Origin of the sequence: Brumimicrobium glaciale, from assembly GCF_004152935.1 — a bacterium.
Taxonomy (GTDB): Bacteria; Bacteroidota; Bacteroidia; order Flavobacteriales_D; family Crocinitomicaceae; genus Brumimicrobium; species Brumimicrobium glaciale.
On sequence record NZ_SETE01000001.1, the window covers coordinates 925,677 to 946,067 of the forward strand.

Consider the following 20,391-nt stretch of genomic DNA (forward strand, 5'->3'; position numbering starts at 1 on the left):
AGTAATTTCGTTTTTTTTTTACAGTAGCGTCGCACGGCCGTGCGACACTACTGTAAAAAACGAATGCTCCTAACGAACAAACACCCATTCATCCTCCGTTGACATCTCTTCATTATACCCATAACCATCCACGTTATATCCTTTCAAATCCTCCACATCTTTGTATTGATTTTGAATAATATCTCTTGTCATAGCACCACGCGCATGTTTTGCATACATCATAATAATCTTGAATTTGTCACCTTTTAAATCCTTAAAAACAGGGGTGATGATTCTCGGTTTCAGTACTTTTTTATCTACAGCTTTAAAATATTCATTAGAAGCCAAATTCACAATAATTTCATCTTCTTTTGTTTCCTTATTAATGAACTCCGCCAATTGACTTCCCCAATATGCATAAAGATTCTTCGTTTTTGGAGTTAAATTTAAACGTGTTCCCATTTCCAAACGGTAAGGATACATTAAATCTAAAGGTTTTAGAATTCCATACATTCCCGAGAGAATTATCAAATCTTTCTGTGCATTTTCAAAATCTTTCTTTGAGAAGGTTGAAACATCCAGTCCTTTATAAGCTTCACCAGTAAAAACTGTAACTGCTGGTTTTGCATTATCACTTAAAGTTTCAGGCTTTTCCCACTCTTGAAAACGTTTGTAATTTAAGTCACTCAAATTTTCTGAGATATGCATGAGCTCTCCCAATTGCTTTTTAGACATTTTTTGAAGTTTCTTAGCTAAATAATCAGCTTCCTTTAAAAAATGTGCTTTTTCAGTAAATGGAGTTTCAATTTTTTGATCGTAATCCAAAGATTTTGCTGGGGACAATAATATTTTCATAAAACTTTAATTTGAATCTCAAAAATACAAAATTAAAGACGCATAGCATTGTCGTATTCATTACTGAGTTTCAATTTTCTTTTATGATTCTAAAAGGTATCTGTTAATTCGATGATTTGTTAATTTGTTCAACGTATGAACGAAGATAAGATACTAATTCAAACACTACTCAAATAAGATTTAGCAAAACCCATTTGTCATGGTTTTTTGTCTGTATAAACTGACACTATTTCAACAAAACCCATGCTACTATGACACATTGTCCCGATAAGCACAATGGCAATGAATTTGCTCATGGGGTTTTGGTTTAAAATAGACAATAATGGGAAGACGAGATAGAGAAGAAGCTGCTGAGCAAGAAAAGCAAGCGGCAGAACAAGCAAATAATTCGGCAGAACAAGCTGGAGATACTCAAAATGAAACAACTGAAGAAGTTGAGCCGCAATTATCTGTGGAAGAACAATTAGAGAATAAAATCACTGGTTTAAACGATAAATATTTACGTTTATATTCTGATTTTGAAAACTTCAGAAAAAGAACAATCAAAGAAAAAGGAGACCTTATTTCAAATGCTAGTGAAGGCGTTGTAAAAGAAATGTTGGCTGTTTTGGATGATTTCGAAAGAGCAATAGATAACAATCAGAATTCTGATGATGCTGATTCTATTAAAGAAGGTTACCAATTAATATACAATAAATTCAACAACATTCTTTTAAATAAAGGATTGAAGGCGATGGAAAGCAAAGGGCAAACTTTTGACATTGATCACCATGAAGCAATTACAAATATTCCTGCAGACAAGAAAATGAAAGGAAAAGTAGTTGATGTAGTTGAGAAAGGATATTTTCTAAATGACAAAGTATTGCGATACGCGAAGGTCGTAGTAGGTCAATAAAAATAATTATGAGTCAAAAAAGAGATTATTATGAAGTATTAGGTGTTAGTCGTAACGCGACAGCTCCTGAAATTAAAAAAGCATACCGTAAACTCGCCTTAAAGTATCATCCCGACAAAAATCCTGATGATACAGCGGCAGAAGATAAGTTTAAAGAAGCTGCAGAGGCTTACGAAGTTTTAGCTAACGATCAGAAAAAACAACGTTATGATCAATTTGGTCATGCTGGTGTTGATGGATCTGGTGGAGGTGGCTTCGGTGGAGGAATGGATATGGATGACATATTCTCTCAATTTGGCGACATCTTCGGTGGAGGTGGCGGAGGTTTTGGAGGTAGAAGAGGCGGCGGAAGCACGCGTCAAAGAACTGCTAGAGGTACAAATCTTCGTGTGAAAATTAAGTTGACTTTGGATGAGGTAGCGGATGGCGTTAAAAAGAAAATTCGTGTCAATAAATTAGTTAATGCAACTGGAGTTACTTTCCAAGATTGTAGTACTTGTAAAGGTGCCGGAAGAGTAAATCGTGTTACACAGACTTTTTTAGGCGCAATGCAAACTGCAACGACTTGTCCTAATTGTCAAGGAACAGGTAAGATTATCGATAAAAAACCTTCTGGAGCAGATGCGCAAGGATTGGAACGAAAGGAAGAAGTTATCGAATTGGATATTCCTTCAGGAGTTGAAGATGGAATGCAACTTTCTGTAAGCGGAAAAGGAAATGCTGGACCGTTTGACGGAATTGCAGGAGACTTATTGGTTGTTATTGAAGTAAAAGAACACGATGAATTGCGCCGTGATGGACAAAATGTACATTATGAAGCTTTCATTAATTTTGCTGATGCTGCTTTAGGAGCTTCTATTGAAGTGCCAACTATTAAAAGTAGAGCACGTATAAAGGTTGAGCCAGGAACGCAAAGTGGTAAAATGCTGCGTTTGAAAGGAAAAGGATTACCAAGTGTTCAAAACTATGGAACAGGTGACCAGTTTATACATATTAATGTATGGACACCTCAAAATCTTTCAAAAGAAGAGCAAGAAGTTGTCGAGAAATTCCGTGACAGTGAAAACTTTCACCCTAACCCAGATGGGAAAGAGAAAGGATTCTTTCAACGTGTAAAAGATATGTTTAGTAATTAATTCTAAATTATTGTACTAAAAATATAAAGCACTCATTCTGATATCGGAATGGGTGCTTTTTTATTATTGGACTTTAACTTTTGAATTGTCTGATGTTTTTCTAAATTTATAAAAAATAGAAATCAAATGAAGGAGATACAGAAAGAGTATATGCGAAGAGCAATTGAGCTTTCCACGATTAGTGTAGCGAATGGCGGCGGTCCTTTTGGAGCAGTAATTGTGAAAGACGGAAAAATTATAGCCGAAAGTTCAAATAGTGTAACAATAGATAACGACCCAACTGCACATGCGGAAGTAAACACTATAAGAAAAGCTTGTAAAGCATTAAATTCATTTGAATTAGTGGGTTGTGAAATATATTCTTCATGCGAACCTTGTCCTATGTGCCTAGGCGCAATTTATTGGTCAAGACTAGATGAATTGTATTTTGCAAATACCAAAAAGGATGCTGCTGATATAGGTTTTGACGATTCATTTATTTATGACGAACTCAATGTTTCAGTAGAAAATAGACGTGTAAAAACAAGCCAGTTTATGAGAGAGGAAGCAATTGTTGCTTTTCAAAACTGGGAAAAGAAAATGGATAAAACAGAATATTAATTTCAGCTAAATAGTGTTTGGTTGAATAAGAGAGATTTTGATTAATCACATAATTTTTTAGAGATAATTTAGATTCCTTTATTGAAGAATGTGCCACATGATCGGAAAACTTATCAGACTTTAAGAAAAAGTAAATGAGAGGTAAAAGAATCTATATTTATTTTTTTTATATTTCCGCCAGACCCTATTTATAAAGAGATGAAGAATAAAAGTTAAAATAAATTAGTATTTAGAGACATCAAAATATTATATTTGATTAATAAATTTGAAAAAAAGTGGTGTCAAGATTAGTATGCCCCTTGAATCAAGCAAAAAAATAAAAATGGAGAACGCTAAAAACAAGAAAAAACCTAGTATGTACGATAACGTTATGAGACAGTTTAATCAAGCTGCTGATGTAATGGGTTTAGATGTTGGAGTCCGAAAGATTTTAGCTTCTACAAATAGTGAAATTAGTGTCCATTTCCCAGTGAAAATGGATGATGGTACAATTGAAGTTTTTAACGGTTACCGTGTTCAACATAACAATGCGCTAGGTCCTTATAAAGGAGGTTTGCGTTTTCATCCTACTGTTGATATTACTCAAGCAAGAGCATTAGCGATTTGGATGACTTGGAAATCAGCATTAGCTGGTTTGCCGTATGGTGGAGGAAAAGGAGGTGTTACAATTGATCCAAGTCTCTATTCAAAAGGAGAATTAGAAAGGATTACAAGACGTTTTACCTATTCTTTAGGAGAAAATATCGGACCTGATGTAGATATTCCTGCACCAGATGTGAATACCAATCCGCAAATTATGGCTTGGATTGCAGATACCTTTGCTTCTACAAAATCTCCTTCAACGAGAATGCTTAATCTTCACGTTGTAACAGGGAAACCTGTTGGATCCGGTGGATTAAATGGAAGAGATCGTGCAACAGGATACGGAGTTGTTGCTTCTATTAAATCATGGGCAAAACTAAAAGGAGTAGAGTTATCTGGAAAGAAATTCATCGTTCAAGGTTTTGGTAATGTTGGTTATTGGGCTTCTTATTTCATGTTAGAATTAGGAGCGAAACTTATCGCTGTGCAAGATGCAAGTGGAACTATTTTTAATGATAGCGGAATTGATACTGAAAAACTACATAATCACGTTGGAAACAATAGTGGATTAATTAGTGGATACGAGCACGCAGAAAAAATGGATAACGACAAATTCTTTTTATTGGATTGTGATATTATTATTCCAGCTGCTCTAGGAAATCAAATTACAGAGGCCAATGCACATTTAATTAAAGCAAGTTTAATTGCTGAAGGAGCAAATGGACCAACTGATGTTGACGGAGAAAAAATACTTCTTTCTAGAGGAATAGATGTTATTCCTGATATTCTTTGTAACGCTGGAGGAGTGACAGGAAGTTACTACGAATGGTTGCAGAATAAAAGAAGTGAAAACTACCATATCGATACTGTTTTGAAAATGATTAGTGAAAAACTAAGTGAAGCATTTGAAAGAACTGTAAATACAGCAAAAAAATACAATACAGATTGGAGAACAGGTGCGTATATTGCAGCACTTGAAAGAATTCAACAAACTTATATGGAGCGTGGGGTATTCCCATAAATCTCTAAATAAAACTATGAATTATGAATAATATTGGAATAGTAAAAGGAGATGTTTGCAGTACCGTTGCGATGCCTTCACCAGAGGATATTCGTGCAATAAGTAAATTTGTTGATGTTTTTATTCAATCAAATGCTGGAACTGAATGTGGTTATAGCGATAATGAATATGCTTTAGAAGGATGTTTCATAAGAGATAATAGCGATGATGTTATACAATCTTCGGACTTAATTCTTTTTCAAAACCCAATATCTGCACCTTTACATCCAATGGGATCGAAAGTAATTATTGCCAATATTGATTTTGTGAATGACAGAGAGCAATTAAAGTTTTTTATGCACAAGAACATTGACTTATATAGTTTTGAAGCTATCAATGACAGTGAAAACACAGGAGTATTCAAAGATAAATTCGTCAATTTTGTACGTTTCCATTTAGGTGATCCTGTACAGTCAGAATTTATCTCACTTTTTTCTAGATCAAAAATTCTGACCAAAGGTGAAATTGTACATAAGGACCTATTGTAAAATTGCTTAAACGAATTTAGAAATTACAAAGACATATATTAAAGAACGCAGCATGATTTCATGTTGCGTTTTTTATGACTTGAACTTTTGATTGTTGTATTTATGCGTTTAATAGGAGGCAGACTATTGGGAGATGTCAATCACTCTTCTGTAACAATCACAAAAATATCCTCATTATCGCGTTTAAAAAGCTTTTCTTCTCTAGCAAAACGCTCTAAAGCATCTGTATGATGGAGTTGATCAAGTGTAGATTTTGTTTCAGTGAATTTTTCCAAAAGCATTTCTCTTTCGTCCTCTAATTTGTTGAGTTTTATTTCCTGCCTGGCAATATTGAAAACATCAACATCATCGAGAAATAACATATACACCACAAACACAAGGCCTGTAATGACATATTTATTCTTAAAGTGCTTTAATCGTTTCATTGTCTACAAATGTAAAGATAAATTGAAGATGTTGTGATGAAGAGATTAAGTTTTATAAATGTTTAGATGTTAATAATAAAAAAAGTCCAGAACTTTCATCCTGGACTTTTCTAAAATATATCATTTATCAATTATCCCATGAAAGGATATTTGTAATCCGTTGCCGGAACAAATGTTTCTTTAATTGTACGTGCAGAAACCCAACGTAAAAGGTTAAGTTTCGCTCCAGCTTTATCATTCGTTCCAGAACCACGCGCTCCACCAAATGGTTGTTGACCTACAACAGCTCCAGTTGGTTTGTCGTTAATGTAGAAATTACCTGCAGCATTTTCTAATTTACGCAATGCATGACTAATCGCATAACGATCTTGACTGATAATAGAACCTGTCAAAGCATATTCTGAAGTCTCATCCAATAAAGTTAATGTCTCATCGAATTTGTTTTCGTCGTAAACATAAATTGTAATTACAGGGCCAAAGATCTCTTCAACCATTGATTTGAATTTAGGATCTGTTGTTACGATAATCGTTGGACTAACAAAATATCCTTTAGATTTATCATAAGTTCCACCTACAATGATTTCAGCATCCTTACTTTCTTTTGCATAATCGATATACTCAGCGATATTGTCAAATGATTTCTCATTAATTACTGCTGTAACAAAGTTTTTTGTGTCTTCAGGAGAACCCATTTTAAATGAACTCACTTGTTTAATAACGTTTTCTTTAACAGCTTCCCATAAGTTACTTGGAACATAAGCACGAGAGGCAGCAGAACATTTTTGACCTTGGAATTCGAAAGCTCCACGAGCAATTGCCGTAGCAACCATATCTGCTTTAGAAGATGGGTGAACCATAATAAAGTCTTTCCCACCTGTTTCACCAACAATTCTAGGATAAGATTTATAGTTTTCAATATTGTTTGCAATTGTTTTCCATAGTGTACGGAAAACTCCTGTTGAACCTGTAAAGTGTAATCCAGCGAAATCTTTGTGCTTAAATACAACATCACTAATATTTGCTCCTCCAGTTGTAACCATATTGATTACTCCATCAGGAACTCCAGCTTCTTTGAAAATCTCCATTAATACATTAGCAGAATAAATTTGTGTTTCTGCTGGTTTCCATACTACCACGTTTCCTAACATTGCCGGAGCAGATGGAAGATTTGCCGCAATTGCAGTAAAGTTAAAAGGTGTAATCGCTAAAACGAAACCTTCTAAAGAACGCCATTCTAATCTGTTCCAAACTCCTGGAGAAGATGCTGGTTGTTCTGCATATATTTCAGACATGTATTGAACATTGAATCTGAAAAAGTCAGCTGTTTCACATGCCGCGTCAATTTCTGTTTGGTAAACGTTTTTCGATTGACCCAACATTGTTGCAGCATTCAACTTATCACGGTAAGGTCCAGATATTAAATCTGCAGCTTTCAAGAAAATACTCGCTCTTTCTTCCCATGGAAGGTTAGACCATTTTTCTTTTGCAGCCATTGCCGCTTCAATTGCTTGAGATACGTGCTCTTTTTCACCATAGTTATAGTGACCTAAAACCTTTTGGTGATCGTGTGGAGATGTTAAAACTCTTTTGTTCGAAGTTGTTACTTCTTTATCACCTATATACATTGGAACGTCAATTGGCTCCTGTTCATTCATCTCTTTATATTTACCAAGTAAAGATTTTACCTCTTTAGAATTTGGTTCGTATGAATTAACTGGTTCATTGATTGCTTCCGGTACTTTGAAATGTGCATTTGCCATAATTAGATTCTTTTTTTATATCACAAAAATAGCCATTCATAAACTGAAATCAAAACAAATCACTTGCACTTATTACTTGTTCTGCTAGTGATTAACAATTCTTTAAAAGTTGATGGCTTGTTCCTTAACATTTGTTGCTCGTTTCACGATATCAGTCCATTTTTTTCTATTTTTGTAGGAACACTTTACTTTCTTTTATGAAACAGGTCAAATTATTTATATCGGTTGTTTTCTTGATTAGTTTCAATTTCTCTTTTGCACAAGAAAGTGTAAGCGATAAATTAAAAGAATATGAAACTGCTTCTCTAAATAAGAAGATGGAGCTGTTCTTTTATTTCTTCCAAAAATTTGAATCTGATCAGCAAGACAGTGTCCTTTATTATGTAAATGATTTATTAAGTGAAGGAATTAAAAATAAAAATCACGATGCAATTGCATTAGCAAATTATGGAATTGGACCTTATTTATTGAATCATTCACTCTTTGAAGAAGCAGAAACTAAATTAGAAAAAGCTAAAAAACATTACCACAAAGTAGAAAATGATACAATGTTGGCTGATGTTTATAATTGTATTGGAAATTCAGCTTTTCTACAAGGAAAATTGGCACAAGCAGAATTACTTTATAATAAATCATCAGAGTTTGCTATCGCTTCAGGAGAAGAACGGTTTAAAATGCTTTCGGTTTTTAACTTGAGTCGTATTTACTTGAATCAAGGAAAGGTTGAAGAAGCTAAAGACATGATTCAAGATTACATTGACTTTAATTTAGCGAATGGAGCAATGAGAAGATTGGCAGCTGCTTATGGATTGATGGGGCAATTGTACCTTAATCAAAATGATAATAAGCTAGCCATAGATTTTTTTACGCGCAGCATGGAAAGTGGATTGACAGCAGGGAATATGACAGCTGTTGCAAATGGGTATACCAATCTTGCCATTGCGGAGTATTTATCTGGAGAGATGCAGAAATCTGAGCAATATTTTCAATTGGCACTTGCCTACCGCCAAAAAGCAGGAGATAAGTATTTCATTGTAGAAGGATATTATAATTTGGGTGACTTTTATTATGCAGCTGCTAAATTTGATTCTGCAATTGTAAATTATGCCTACTCCTTAAAAATTGCCGAGGAGGCGAATAATCTAAAAGGCCAAAAGGAAGCATTAATGCAATTAAGTTATGTTTATGACACTTTAGATCAGAAAAACAATCAGATTGCAGTACTTATAAAAGTCATCTCAACGCAAGAGAAACTAGCTAAACAACAAAGTTACAAAGAGATAAATGCGCTTAAACTGAGTCATGCTCAATCTGAAAAAGAAGCTATCAATACAGGAGGAATTCGTGAGGATCAACTCTATGGTCAGGTCGCTGAATATCAATCTATTTTTAGTAATTGGGTTTGGATAGTATTTACTTGTATGCTCGTATTACTGGTGTTCATCTACTTTTTTAGAAGATCATCAAAGAAATAACTCTCTAAAAAAGATCATAAATCAACAAAGTTAACTTCAAATTTTTACACAAAAAAGAATCAATAATGACTGAAAAACAAGCAACATTTGGCGCTGGATGTTTTTGGTGTATCGAAGCAATTTTTATTCAGTTAAAAGGAGTGAAAGAAGTGAAACCTGGTTTTGCAGGTGGACATATTAAAAATCCGGCATATCGTGAAGTTTGTGAAGGCAGAACTGGGCATGCAGAGGTAATTAGAATTGTTTTTGACGCTGATGTGATTAGCTATTCAGAGCTATTAGAAATTTTCTGGTACGTTCATAATCCTACAACATTAAATCGACAAGGAAATGATGTTGGAAGCCAATACCGTTCTGTTATTTTTTATCATGATGAAGAGCAAAGAGATCTGGCTGAAGCATACAAAAAAAAGTTAGACTCAATTGGAGCGTATGATGATCCAGTTGTGTCTGAAATCAAACCGCTAACCACATATTTCGATGCTGAAAGTGATCACAAAGATTACTATGAAAGAAACCCAGAACAAGGATATTGTTTGGCTGTTGTGAGACCGAAAGTAGAAAAGTTTAAGGCAGCTTTCTCTGAAATGTTGAAATAAGTATTGCTGGTCTGAAGGAGGGTAAAAACTTTCAGGAGGTAAGCTAATCTTTTAATTATCAATTGTCAATCATCAATCTTTATTTTTACCCAAAACTCCCATAAACATCAACAAATCATAAGAAAAGTGAGCTGCAACGCAAAACCACAAACCAAAGACTTCATAAGCATAGGAAAGGATTAAAATGAATGGAAAAAGTAACACTCCCAACATACTTTTTTTCCAAGATTTGGGATTAAAATAACCATGAATTGCAATAAATAAAAAAGTGGTTAACCAAGGTCCAAGCCACGTTTGTAGTCCAGCTCGAAATAAAATCTCCTCACCAAATCCAGCACAAAAAGACATGAAAAGTATATCCGCCCAATTCAGTTTTAGGTTTTTCAACATGCGCATTTGAGGGCCTGACATTTCTTCAAAAATCGGAAATTGTGAAATTCCTAAAACAAGAAATCCATAAATAAAACCAAATTCCAATCCGATTAAAGTTAAAGGACTAAAAAAGCGATCTAGTTCTAATACAGAAATAATTTCAACATCTTCAAAAAACCACAATAAGGATAATCCAATCAATGGAAATACAAGGAGTGTAAGCCAGCTTAATATGTGGAATTGTACCTTCGGACGCATAGTTTTATTACTTTTGCTTAAAAATAATTAAAACCATGAAAGAGTTAATTTTTAATTGGATTAAAACCTTTTATTCCATCGATAAATCAGCCCCGATTGAAGAATTGCTAAATAATTCTGCTTACAAAAGTCATGAAGTTTTATGGATGCTGGCCTTACTTGTTGGGATGGCTGTTCTTTCTATTTTGATATGGTTCCTTACAAAACAGGTACTTCTTGCGATTATCAAAACTATTGCGCTAAGAAGTAAAACGAAACTTGATGATTTATTGGTTCAAAAGAAATTTTTTAATTCTATTGCCCACATTCTTCCATTGGTTTTTATGGATTATTTATTTTCCATTGTTTTCTTTTCTTATCCTAAAGTGCTGGAATTCGTTATTCGAATCAATGATTTCTTAATTGTTCTGGTAATCCTAATTAGTATTCGACGTTTCTTAAATGCAGTTAGAGTAGTTTTAGAAGATAAACCCTACTTTTCTGATAAACCAATTGGAGCTTATATTCAAACAGTAAAACTGATTATATCAATTGTATTTGTAATCATTTTACTTTCTGTTATTACAAATCAATCTCCATTGTTTTTCCTGACTTCCTTAGGAGCAATGACCGCAATTTTATTGTTGGTTTTTAAAGATACCATCTTAGGATTTGTTGGAAGTATTCAAATCTCAGCCAACGATATGCTGAGAATAGGGGATTGGGTGACAATGGAAAGATATGGTGCAGATGGAGATGTAATTGAAATCAATTTAACGACTGTAAAAGTTCAAAATTTTGATAAAACGATTACAACGATTCCGACCTATAGTTTTATTTCAGATAGTTTTAAAAACTGGCGAGGAATGTCAGATTCTGGAGGACGTCGTATAAAACGTTCTTTAAATGTGAAAATTGAAACTATAAAATTTGCTGATGATGCGCTGTTGGCTCGTTTGTCAAAAACTAAATTACTTACAGCTTTTATTCTAGAACAAGAAGAAGCAGTTGAGCAATACAACAAAGAACATGGTTTGATGGATGAATATCAAATCAATGCTAGACGTCCTACAAATGTTGGTTTATTTCGTCGCTACGTTGAGTATTATTTAAAGAACAACACTGATTTAAATCAAGAAATGTCTTTAATGGTGCGTCAATTACAACCCGATTCTAAAGGACTTCCAATTGAATTATACTGTTTCTCAAACACAAAAGTTTGGGCAGAATACGAAGTCGTTATGGCTGATATTTTTGATCATCTATTTGCTGTTGTAGATCGCTTTGAACTTCAAGTTCACCAAGAGGTAACAGGTTCAGATTTGAGAATGTTGGTTGCTGATAAGAGTTTATAAATGAGATTTTTATTTAATGCTTGTCCGCTTGTTTACCCGAGTTAGTTTTTTTTAAATGTTTCCACGAGTTTTTTCAAAGTGTTAGCGCGAGATTATATCTCTTGCTAACACTTAATTATTTCTTATTTCAATTCTTCAGTAACCCTACATTTTCTCAATTACAAAATCTGTTCTACGATTCTTGCGTTTATTCTCCGCACTTGAATTAGGAACTTTCGGTTGTGTTTGCCCATAACCTTGCGCAGATAAACGTGACTTGTCAATTCCATTTTGGATTAAGAAATTCTTAACTCCCAAAGCTCTTCGTTCAGAAAGTTTAAGGTTTTTGTCAGCAATTCCTTCATCATCAGTATGACCTTGAATTAGAATGGTAAAGTCTTTATTGTCATTTAAGAAACGAGCAAATTGCTTTAGAATAAATTGAGCTCTTTCAGATAATTCTTCCGATGCTGTGTTGTAAAGAATGTCATTAATCGTGTAAGGTTCACCAACCTTGATCTCTCTAACTTCCATGTCTTTTGATCGAATGGTTTCTCCTTTTGCTAATTCTTCTTTAGTGATAATCTGTGAATCAAAAGCATGTCCTTCTTTTTTTACATTAATCATGACATCACCTTTGTCTTCTAATTTTACGACAGCAGCATATTTTCCATCATTTCCATTGACTCTTATCTTGTCTACTTTATCTGAATTGGAATAAGCTATTTCTATTTCAACATCCTCAATAGGGGTATTGTCCTCATTATTCAATTCACCTTTTACAATTACAACAGCTTTGGGTCTGGCTTCTTCATATAATTCAAATGAATAAATATCCCAAACACCTTTTTGACGTGAAGAGAAATAGGCGTCTTTTCCATCAATTGAAACAAATAATCCGATTTCATCCTCATCTGTATTTATAGGATAACCAATGTTTTTTGGCTTAGACCACGTTCCGTCATCTTGTTTTCTGATGTAAAAAATATCCGTTCCGCCAAGTCCTTTTCTTTGAGCACTAACACTTGATACAAAGTAGAATGTTTCACTGTCTTGATGGAAAAATGGACTCTTGTCTTTTCCTGGTGTATTGATTTCTGTAAATGGTTGTGCTGGTCCCCATGAACCATCTGCTAATCTTTTAGAATAAAAAATATCATCGTTTTGTGTCGTAGGACGAATAGCTGCAAAGTACAATGTGTTTCCATCTGCCGACATAGTTGGTTGACCTTCCCAACCGTCAATTGTGTTGATTCCATCGCCCAGATTTTTTAATTCTGACCAAACATAATCATTTCCACCTTTCCCTGTTCGTTCATAGAAAGCTCCATATAAATCACAATTTCTATAGGTTTGGCCTCTCACATTTTCATCTCGACATGCACAAATTATCATTTCCTTGTTGTCTACAGATAAAGTAGCTGCGCCATAACTATCAAAATGTCCGTCATTAAATGGTGCGTTTAATGGTTTTCCACCGTCGAAATAGGTTCTGTTATCTTTTCTTTTAGACCATGTAAACTCTTCCTTTATTGAAGAAATAATATCGCCTTTAGCAGTTCTGTCAACCCTTCGTGTATAGAAAATCAGCTCATTATCAGGCGAAATCATTGGAAAATATTCATCTTGACCTGTACTTACATTTTTTACTTTATTTGGAGAAAACGGGACTTCTGTTTCATAGAAAGATTGCTCTTCCTTAAATTTCCCTAATACTTCAGCTACATCTTTTAATCTTTTTTCATGATCATTTGAAAAACGATCCATTTCCTTACTATCAAAGCTTTGAAATTGCTTAAAATATTTCATTGCCTCCTTTGGGTTATCAAAAGTGTAATTAATTATTCCTAAATAATAATAGCAATTCGAATGGTAATCAGAACATCTTTCAATTGTTTGAATGAAAAGTTTTTCAGCAACTTTCATGTAGTTATCACCACGCTTAGGATCAGGATCTGATTCATAAATTTTTAATGCGTTTTCATAAGCATATATGGCAAATTCATAATAAGCCATTGCATTGTCTGGTTCTTCTCCGATCGCTTCTCTAAAAAGTGTGGAAGCTTCAGGTGGTGCCTCTTTTTTTGCTTTTTCAATAATTTTAAGAGTTTTCTTACCTGGTTCCATACAAGATTCATCCTCAACTTGAGAGAAAAGAACTGTTGGCATCAATAGAAGAAAAGTAAAAAGAGGATAAAGTTTAATCATATTATTAGCGTAAAAAATGTCAATACATAAATATAGCTTTTATAACGTTTTCAGAGGCTAAATGTTACAGTTTTAAACAAAAAAAGCACCAATTTTTAATGGTGCTAAATTTCATTCGATTAAAAATGAATGATTTTAAAATATTTCAACAAAACATTATTGAACTACAATGCGTTTGCTTTTTACTTTATCTGCACTTTGAACATGTATAAAGTAAACTCCTTTTGGTAGCTCAAAAATTAAGGTTTCTGTGGAATTTAAAACTGATATTTGCTCAACTTGTTTACCTAAACTGTTATAAATGCTCAATGATTTCACCTCCTTATCATTAAAATCTATATTGATAATTCCTTTACTAGGATTTGGGTAAACATTGAAACTAATTTCTTCAGTTGAAAGTCCTACAACGTATTGATGGATTACTCCAACTGCATTCAAGTCAAATCCTCCAGATGCAAATGGAGTAGGGTAAGGATCGTTTATTTTGTTTCCATACGCGTCCATTGTTCCACTTCCATCAAGTGCTCCAACGACATCAATGATTTTAACATGGGAAATATGAGTAATGTCTAAAGCTAAACTGTCTTTTAATTCCTCCAAATCGAAAGGTGTTCCGAAACCTACTTTGTATTTTCCTGCTAGGTTGTGCAAATAAGTTGGCTCAAGCATTCCAAAACTCCCTATTGGAGTATTGGTTTGTGTTTCAGAATGGGAAGGGAATCTTACGTAATTGATTCCGTCAGAACTTACCTCAACATGTCCTAATTCTAAAAACGTATTTGATAATCCATTTTCAAAAACAGCGAAATCTGGTCCTGAACCATTAAATATTGGTGAATCAAAAGTTACTATTGCTATTCCACTGTCTCCTAAAGAAACACAATCTGTCGTAATATTTGATGCTGATCCAATGGCGTTTGCTGGACTTCCGAAAGTAGCTTTGTTTGAACCATCATAATAAACTGTCGTGTCGCTAATGTCTATAAATCCTCTCTCGATTTCAACATTCGTTGCCCAACCTACAAATATTGGATTGTTATATTCTATTGCTGTGGATCCGGGTTCTCCAGCAGCTGGTGCATAAGATTGTCCGAAAGTCAAACTAGAGCAAGTGCTCAATAAAATAAAAATATACTTATTCATAATGTATTATTGAATTGGGATTTAATCCGACTTTGATACTTTGTGTCAGATTTCCTGATTGATTAAAAAAGCGTAAATATCCTGTATTTGTAAAACTCATGGCATCCAAACAAATAATTTCATCCGATTTGAATGGTAAAACTCCATACAATGTTGTGATGTCTTGGTTATTTATGAAATTTGGATTGATTAATGTTTGTGAAGCGCAATCAAATATTGAAATTGTAGAAGAGGATGTACTGTGATTGAAATGACTCAAATAAAGTAAGTTTCCTCTTTTTGAAAGTGTAGTGACTTCTAAACCTAAATTCGTTACAGATTTATCAACGGTATTTATACGAATCAGTTCTGATGGAGTAGAGGTATAATCACCTCTTTTAACCACATAAATATTATTGAAATCATCCGCTATTATTGAGCCAGGGTTTTCACCAACTACAAAAGTATCGACAACGCTCATTGTATTCAAGTTGATTTCAAAAACGGTTGTGTCAGGATTTTGAAAATCTAATCCGCCAGAGTTAGCAACAAAAAGTGATTCATTAGCAACACAAACACCTTCTGGATTTCTTCCCACTTTTATTCTTTTAGTGATTTGTAAAGAGACAGTGTCAATTGCGCTAACATATCCATCAAAACTTGACACGAAAACCTTTCCGTTATGAAAAGCTAATTTCCTCGGCTCTTGAGACTGATTGTTATAATTGAAATTAATCTGTTTTACACTTTTTAAAGTCTTTTTGTCTAACACTTCAACAGTGCTCGATCCAGTTACAGCGATATAAATCTTACCTCCATAAACAATGATGTCATTTCCTGTATCACCTAATGGACGACTGTTTTTATCAAGAAAAACATCATTTCGCACCGTATTTGTAGATAAATCTATCCATGTCAAAGTACTGTTGTTATGCTGAAACAATCCTTCGTTTAATACCAAAAGACCATTCTTTAAATTGTCGCTCATTGGAATGTCCTCAATCTTATCTTTTTTACAAGAAGATAGAACTAACAGCACAATGAAAAAGTATTTAATTGAATTCATAACTTAATTTTATAAAAAGGTTTCTTCCTGGCATCACATAATATTTGATGAAATTATAAGAAGTATCTCCAAGATTTTTAATTCCTACATGAAGCTTTAATTGTTGTTTTTCTTTCAGCTTAAATGAATAATTCGCTGAAACATCAAATACCATATATGGATCTAATCGATTTCCTGAAACGTTTTCATTTAAACTGTAACGTTCTCCAATGTATAAACCTGTAAAATGTAATCCCGCTTTTTTATAGAAAACACTCGCCATTGCATTTCCTGTTAAAGCAGGTGTGTATGCAATTTGATGACTATAAGTCGGAGAATCTTCGTCACTTACATCGATTGCTTTTTGGTAACTTACTCCACTTTGAATGTTAAATTTCCAATTTTTATTCAACTTCATGTTTACATTAAAATGAATATCTCCACCTAGGACATCTACTTTTCCAATATTTTGAATAGACCAAACAAATAAGTTTTGAGTGGGTAAAGCGATGATTTTATTACTCACTAAGTTTTTAAATATATTTCCCTGTATCGAAAATTCAACCTTTTTGAATGTTTTGATGTAACGTGATCCTATATTCAATTGAGAAGATTCTTCTGGAACCAAAGATTTATTTCCTACTTGAGAATAATACAATTCATTAAAGGAAGGAGCACGAGAAGAAGGTTTGTACCAAACAAACAATTGAAGATTCTTAAAAAGTGAATCAGAAGTTGAGAAAGACAACTGTGGATGAATTTTGTGATAAACTTCTCTATGTGTTTGAGTTGAGTTTCTATCTTCAAAAGTCTGAGAAAACAAATTGGACTCAATATTGAAATATTTGGCTTGATATCCAACTTTTAGCATCGCCGTATTAGAGTTTCTTACTGGTTTACCTAGGTTTCTGGAACTTTCTAAAGCGTCATAGCCAAAATCATTTCCTGCATGAAAGGTAAATTTATTCCAGTTATATCTCACATGAAAACCAGAAATGAATGAATTTGTGGTGTATTGATTGTCTAAAAAACCTGCTGTATTCAAATAAGTTGGGTCGTTATAATGAATGAATCGTTTTGAATATTGAGCGAAGGCTTTTAATGCAAACTTCTTATTGATGATTCCATAATTAAGTCCCGCACTCGTGTTTTCTGATTTTAAAGTTTCCTGTGCCATATTGTTATACAGAATGACAGCGCCCGGCAACTCTTGATCTATAGCACTTCTCTTTCCTGAAAATTTCAATTGGTGACTGGTTTTATCTTTTCTCCATTTTAAACCCGCTCCTAACGAAAGATTATAATCTTGCAAAGCATTATTTCTACGGAAAACTTTTTGAGTTTCATTTCCGAATTTTAATTCATAAGGATAATCTCCATCATAAGTTCTGTAACCTCCTGTAAAACTCACAAATGTTTTTTGACCTCCTTTTTTTAAACCAATAGAACCTTCTTTCTGACCAAAACTACCCATTGTAAGACTACTGCGAACTGATAAGTGATGAGGTGAAAATTGTTGGTCGAATGTCTTTAGTTGAACTGAACTTCCTTTTACTAAGCCTGAAACAGGAATAAGCTGATCTGTATTTTGATGACTCAGACCTACTTCCTCAACATTATTCAATTGAATGTTAGCCAAGTTTGTTTGACCATTTTGAGGATTACTAATTGGTAATCCGTCAATTATTAGTTGGGTGTGTTCTCCACCAAGTCCACGATGAGAGAGTGTTTTCATTCCACCAATTCCACCATAGTTTTTTATGGTTATTCCATTAATGTACTGCAGTAAACTACCTAAATCATGTGGTGCCAATTGATCAATTTGATTCTCATTCAAAGTTGTATGTTGTTCAACCTTCAAATGATTTGCTTTGATTGTTACTTCATTAAATACGGTCGTGTCTTTTTGACTGAATAAAAAATAAGGCATAAATAGCAAGCAACACGTTAAAATAACATGTGAAACCTTACTATTTATGCCTGTAGAGTTCATATAAATAAATTATCTAACGATTAACTTTCTTGTAGCGAAAGCCGAACCTGTGGAAACTTTAACGATATAAATACCAGGTGTTAATGCAGAAATATCAATAGTCGTAATGTCAAAGTTTTTAAATGCTGAAACCATTAAACCATTTGTATTGTAAATTTTGAAATCTCCAGCAATACCTTCAATGTTTAAAGTCGATTCAGCAGGATTTGGATACATTGCGAAATCTGCTTTCTCAATTGTATTTAAACCTAAAGTACTTTCATAAACTAGATTGTCCAGAGCAAAGTATTTAGGAGTATTCATTCCGAATCCTCCTACATCAGAAGAATGATAGGAGAAAGTCAGAAAACTTACATTGGTAAATGAAGAAAGGTCAACTGTTGTCCAAGAATCAATAATGTAATCATCATTATTGTCTGGAAAACGATAATCTGCTAAATAGAAATTGATTGAGTCGACTTTACTTCCCGTTGCGTCATGATTGAAAATTGTTACATAAAAGAAGTCTTCTCCGTTTGTTCCATCATCATCTCCATTTGCATCATTTGAAGAGCCAAACTGTTTTCCATAAGCATCACCATCACGCATTGAAAGATAAGCGTATGTTGTATTTGTTAAGTCTAAGCTCAGCAAATTAGCACCAGGAGCTTGGAAACGAAGCGTATCTGAATTGGTGTTGATAGCATAAATTTCAGAGTTATTTGAACCACTTGCTGGATAAGCACTGTATTGATTCATAGCACCAGAAGTTGTGTTATCTGTTGTGTTTGAATATGCAAAACCAGACCAAGAACCCCAAGCTACGTTGTAATCGTTTCCGAAAGTTACATCACCAGATAGAAAACCACCAGCTTCATCATCTCCATTGTAATAAGACTCTGCTGGAAGTGTTAAGTCTTCGAAATCTACAGTTGTTTGCGCTTTTAGAGTTGTTACAGCAAGTAGCGCACTTGCTAGAAAGTAAAATTTCTTCATTTTTTAAGTTTTAAAATAAATTAAACAATTAATAAAATGAAGACAACAAATTGAGCAAATGCTCGAAAAGAATAGAAATATCGAAACTATGAAGTCAATAAACATAGCTTATGTGATAAGTCCGACTTTATTCTGAAGTCTCCTTAAACGCATTTTAGCCAAGTCTTCTGACTCACTTCTTATTCTTTTCTACCTTCCCAACTGTCGAGAGACATGTCAGTGGTTTCATGAAAAAAACTTACAAAGCTTACAGCTGCAGATACAGTTCTTGATTTTAACAAGATTCCTTATTGTATGATTTTCACATACATTTCTAAAATGTAACGCAAAGTTAGATTGATTTTTGGATTAAACAAACTATCTTTTTTTGGGAACAAAAAAGTCCGCAAAAACAATTTAGTTTTTGCGGACTTTATAATATTTTCTCCTTTAGAGAATTACCAATTTCTAGAAGCTATCAAGAAGAATTATTCTACAAGAATCTGTGTCTAAAGTAATAAGCTCTTCCCAAAGCTTTACTCCTTCTTTATCAACAATTTTGCAATAAAAAGGCTCTGAATTTGATTTAGTAAGTTCCTTCGAAAACTTTATAGTTCCTGCAGTTTCACATTCAGGAGCTTCTTCCCAGAATTTATCAGTTCCAGATTTCCCCAAAGGTTCACCATTAAGCGAATAATTAAGTTCTTTAATTTCTGCATTCTGTAATGCTATTGAAAGATTTTCCTTAAACCAGAAAACAACTTCCGCAGTATATATACATGAGCCATCACTTGTCTTAGCTTTTGCGTCGTAATTGTTAGCTGTAGGATTTGTGCATCCTTCTTTTTTACAACTTGAAAATAACATAGCACCTGCTACGAATAGCCCAAGAGATAGTAGTTTTATTGTTTTCATAGAGTTTAATTATTTGAAATTATCAGTCTTTTTAATAGAATCAACTTTAAATAAGTAGAATTCTTATTCCTATAACTTTGTAAATATCCATAATTTTTTCGTTTTATGAAATTTTTTTGAGGTGTTATGTGTTTTTAATCTTATTTATTTGAATTAAAATAGACTGAAATTATTTTTAAAACCAATCATAAGGGTTGCTAATGCAGATTTTTATAATTTCTCGCGCTTGTGTAAAGTACAACTATTTACCGATCAATAATTTTTTGAAATGGTTATAATTCAATGTGCTTATTTGGAGTAATAGTGTTTTTTAACGAATTATAGTAATGTGTATACTTTATTCGTTCTATTTTTGCT

The 20,391-nt window shown here is 33.5% G+C and carries 18 protein-coding genes and 1 riboswitch; of the genes, 8 read left to right on the top strand and 10 right to left on the bottom strand.

Annotated elements, in window-relative coordinates:
- Positions 1 to 69 precede the first annotated feature (69 nt).
- Positions 70 to 834: a peroxide stress protein YaaA gene (yaaA, locus tag ERX46_RS03635; RefSeq protein WP_130092464.1), complete on the bottom strand. Its 765-nt coding sequence runs from the start codon at positions 832 to 834 to the stop codon at positions 70 to 72.
- Positions 835 to 1,156: 322 nt separating this feature from the next.
- Here yaaA and ERX46_RS03640 point away from each other — a divergent pair, with 322 nt between their 5' ends.
- From ERX46_RS03640 to ERX46_RS03660, 5 genes are all read left to right on the top strand, one after another.
- Positions 1,157 to 1,729 (top strand): nucleotide exchange factor GrpE, encoded by a 573-nt coding sequence (locus tag ERX46_RS03640; RefSeq protein ID WP_130092465.1) that lies wholly within the window; start codon positions 1,157 to 1,159, stop codon positions 1,727 to 1,729.
- An 8-nt stretch (positions 1,730 to 1,737) separates the two neighbouring features.
- Positions 1,738 to 2,865 (top strand): molecular chaperone DnaJ, encoded by a 1,128-nt coding sequence (dnaJ, locus tag ERX46_RS03645; protein WP_130092466.1) that lies wholly within the window; start codon positions 1,738 to 1,740, stop codon positions 2,863 to 2,865.
- Positions 2,866 to 2,991: 126 nt separating this feature from the next.
- A complete protein-coding gene (locus tag ERX46_RS03650) occupies positions 2,992 to 3,465 on the top strand; it encodes a nucleoside deaminase (RefSeq protein ID WP_130092467.1) in 474 nt (157 codons plus the stop codon).
- A gap of 322 nt (positions 3,466 to 3,787) precedes the next feature.
- On the top strand, positions 3,788 to 5,068 hold the full coding sequence (locus ERX46_RS03655; protein ID WP_242494526.1) for a Glu/Leu/Phe/Val family dehydrogenase: 1,281 nt from the start codon (positions 3,788 to 3,790) through the stop codon (positions 5,066 to 5,068).
- Positions 5,069 to 5,091: 23 nt separating this feature from the next.
- Complete coding sequence (locus tag ERX46_RS03660) at positions 5,092 to 5,595, top strand: hypothetical protein (RefSeq protein ID WP_130092468.1); 504 nt, start codon at positions 5,092 to 5,094, stop codon at positions 5,593 to 5,595.
- A 140-nt stretch (positions 5,596 to 5,735) separates the two neighbouring features.
- On the opposite strand, the gene ERX46_RS03665 is transcribed toward ERX46_RS03660, so the two are convergent.
- Both ERX46_RS03665 and pruA read right to left on the bottom strand, forming a co-directional pair.
- Complete coding sequence (locus ERX46_RS03665) at positions 5,736 to 6,020, bottom strand: FtsB family cell division protein (RefSeq protein ID WP_130092469.1); 285 nt, start codon at positions 6,018 to 6,020, stop codon at positions 5,736 to 5,738.
- A 131-nt stretch (positions 6,021 to 6,151) separates the two neighbouring features.
- Positions 6,152 to 7,780, bottom strand: coding sequence for an L-glutamate gamma-semialdehyde dehydrogenase (gene pruA, locus ERX46_RS03670; RefSeq protein ID WP_130092470.1), 1,629 nt, complete (start codon positions 7,778 to 7,780; stop codon positions 6,152 to 6,154).
- A gap of 197 nt (positions 7,781 to 7,977) precedes the next feature.
- On the opposite strand from pruA, the gene ERX46_RS03675 reads away from it, so the two are divergent.
- The gene (locus tag ERX46_RS03675; protein ID WP_130092471.1) at positions 7,978 to 9,255 is read left to right on the top strand and encodes a tetratricopeptide repeat protein; all 1,278 of its coding nucleotides are present in this window, start codon (positions 7,978 to 7,980) and stop codon (positions 9,253 to 9,255) included.
- Between the two features lie 65 nt (positions 9,256 to 9,320).
- Positions 9,321 to 9,854: a peptide-methionine (S)-S-oxide reductase MsrA gene (msrA, locus tag ERX46_RS03680; protein WP_130092472.1), complete on the top strand. Its 534-nt coding sequence runs from the start codon at positions 9,321 to 9,323 to the stop codon at positions 9,852 to 9,854.
- A 72-nt stretch (positions 9,855 to 9,926) separates the two neighbouring features.
- Here the strand turns inward: msrA and ERX46_RS03685 are convergent, their stop codons facing one another.
- Entirely contained in the window at positions 9,927 to 10,484 is a 558-nt protein-coding gene (locus ERX46_RS03685; RefSeq protein WP_130092473.1) for a CPBP family intramembrane glutamic endopeptidase, read from the bottom strand.
- A 35-nt stretch (positions 10,485 to 10,519) separates the two neighbouring features.
- On the opposite strand from ERX46_RS03685, the gene ERX46_RS03690 reads away from it, so the two are divergent.
- Positions 10,520 to 11,818, top strand: coding sequence for a mechanosensitive ion channel family protein (locus ERX46_RS03690; RefSeq protein WP_130092474.1), 1,299 nt, complete (start codon positions 10,520 to 10,522; stop codon positions 11,816 to 11,818).
- 144 nt (positions 11,819 to 11,962) lie between these two features.
- Here the strand turns inward: ERX46_RS03690 and ERX46_RS03695 are convergent, their stop codons facing one another.
- The 6 genes from ERX46_RS03695 to ERX46_RS03720 form a co-directional block, all read right to left on the bottom strand.
- Positions 11,963 to 14,005: an OmpA family protein gene (locus ERX46_RS03695; protein ID WP_130092475.1), complete on the bottom strand. Its 2,043-nt coding sequence runs from the start codon at positions 14,003 to 14,005 to the stop codon at positions 11,963 to 11,965.
- Between the two features lie 156 nt (positions 14,006 to 14,161).
- Positions 14,162 to 15,148 carry a T9SS type A sorting domain-containing protein gene (locus ERX46_RS03700; RefSeq protein WP_130092476.1) on the bottom strand — a complete coding sequence of 329 codons (987 nt, stop codon included), beginning with the start codon at positions 15,146 to 15,148 and terminating at the stop codon, positions 14,162 to 14,164.
- Entirely contained in the window at positions 15,141 to 16,193 is a 1,053-nt protein-coding gene (locus ERX46_RS03705) for a YncE family protein (RefSeq protein WP_130092477.1), read from the bottom strand. Before ERX46_RS03705 ends, ERX46_RS03700 begins: the two co-directional genes overlap by 8 nt.
- Complete coding sequence (locus tag ERX46_RS03710; protein ID WP_130092478.1) at positions 16,180 to 18,165, bottom strand: TonB-dependent receptor; 1,986 nt, start codon at positions 18,163 to 18,165, stop codon at positions 16,180 to 16,182. Before ERX46_RS03710 ends, ERX46_RS03705 begins: the two co-directional genes overlap by 14 nt.
- A gap of 9 nt (positions 18,166 to 18,174) precedes the next feature.
- Positions 18,175 to 19,140, bottom strand: a complete 966-nt coding sequence (locus tag ERX46_RS03715) for a DUF4465 domain-containing protein (protein WP_130092479.1) — start codon at positions 19,138 to 19,140, stop codon at positions 18,175 to 18,177.
- Positions 19,141 to 19,280: 140 nt separating this feature from the next.
- Positions 19,281 to 19,472: riboswitch (cobalamin riboswitch) on the bottom strand.
- A 115-nt stretch (positions 19,473 to 19,587) separates the two neighbouring features.
- The gene (locus ERX46_RS03720) at positions 19,588 to 20,034 is read right to left on the bottom strand and encodes a hypothetical protein (RefSeq protein WP_130092480.1); all 447 of its coding nucleotides are present in this window, start codon (positions 20,032 to 20,034) and stop codon (positions 19,588 to 19,590) included.
- Positions 20,035 to 20,391: the final 357 nt, after the last annotated feature.

What these genes read in the sequence shown, in the direction of transcription:
- ERX46_RS03650 (WP_130092467.1), top strand. Translation starts at nt 2,992, where the DNA reads ATGAAGGAGATACAGAAAGAGTATATGCGAAGAGCAATTGAGCTTTCC.
- ERX46_RS03700 (WP_130092476.1), bottom strand. Translation starts at nt 15,148, where the DNA reads ATGAATAAGTATATTTTTATTTTATTGAGCACTTGCTCTAGTTTGACT.
- ERX46_RS03640 (WP_130092465.1), top strand. Translation starts at nt 1,157, where the DNA reads ATGGGAAGACGAGATAGAGAAGAAGCTGCTGAGCAAGAAAAGCAAGCG.
- ERX46_RS03685 (WP_130092473.1), bottom strand. Translation starts at nt 10,484, where the DNA reads ATGCGTCCGAAGGTACAATTCCACATATTAAGCTGGCTTACACTCCTT.
- ERX46_RS03675 (WP_130092471.1), top strand. Translation starts at nt 7,978, where the DNA reads ATGAAACAGGTCAAATTATTTATATCGGTTGTTTTCTTGATTAGTTTC.
- ERX46_RS03715 (WP_130092479.1), bottom strand. Translation starts at nt 19,140, where the DNA reads ATGAAGAAATTTTACTTTCTAGCAAGTGCGCTACTTGCTGTAACAACT.
- yaaA (WP_130092464.1), bottom strand. Translation starts at nt 834, where the DNA reads ATGAAAATATTATTGTCCCCAGCAAAATCTTTGGATTACGATCAAAAA.
- ERX46_RS03660 (WP_130092468.1), top strand. Translation starts at nt 5,092, where the DNA reads ATGAATAATATTGGAATAGTAAAAGGAGATGTTTGCAGTACCGTTGCG.
- ERX46_RS03705 (WP_130092477.1), bottom strand. Translation starts at nt 16,193, where the DNA reads ATGAATTCAATTAAATACTTTTTCATTGTGCTGTTAGTTCTATCTTCT.
- dnaJ (WP_130092466.1), top strand. Translation starts at nt 1,738, where the DNA reads ATGAGTCAAAAAAGAGATTATTATGAAGTATTAGGTGTTAGTCGTAAC.
- ERX46_RS03710 (WP_130092478.1), bottom strand. Translation starts at nt 18,165, where the DNA reads ATGAACTCTACAGGCATAAATAGTAAGGTTTCACATGTTATTTTAACG.
- ERX46_RS03720 (WP_130092480.1), bottom strand. Translation starts at nt 20,034, where the DNA reads ATGAAAACAATAAAACTACTATCTCTTGGGCTATTCGTAGCAGGTGCT.
- ERX46_RS03690 (WP_130092474.1), top strand. Translation starts at nt 10,520, where the DNA reads ATGAAAGAGTTAATTTTTAATTGGATTAAAACCTTTTATTCCATCGAT.
- ERX46_RS03695 (WP_130092475.1), bottom strand. Translation starts at nt 14,005, where the DNA reads ATGATTAAACTTTATCCTCTTTTTACTTTTCTTCTATTGATGCCAACA.
- ERX46_RS03665 (WP_130092469.1), bottom strand. Translation starts at nt 6,020, where the DNA reads ATGAAACGATTAAAGCACTTTAAGAATAAATATGTCATTACAGGCCTT.
- ERX46_RS03655 (WP_242494526.1), top strand. Translation starts at nt 3,788, where the DNA reads ATGGAGAACGCTAAAAACAAGAAAAAACCTAGTATGTACGATAACGTT.
- pruA (WP_130092470.1), bottom strand. Translation starts at nt 7,780, where the DNA reads ATGGCAAATGCACATTTCAAAGTACCGGAAGCAATCAATGAACCAGTT.
- msrA (WP_130092472.1), top strand. Translation starts at nt 9,321, where the DNA reads ATGACTGAAAAACAAGCAACATTTGGCGCTGGATGTTTTTGGTGTATC.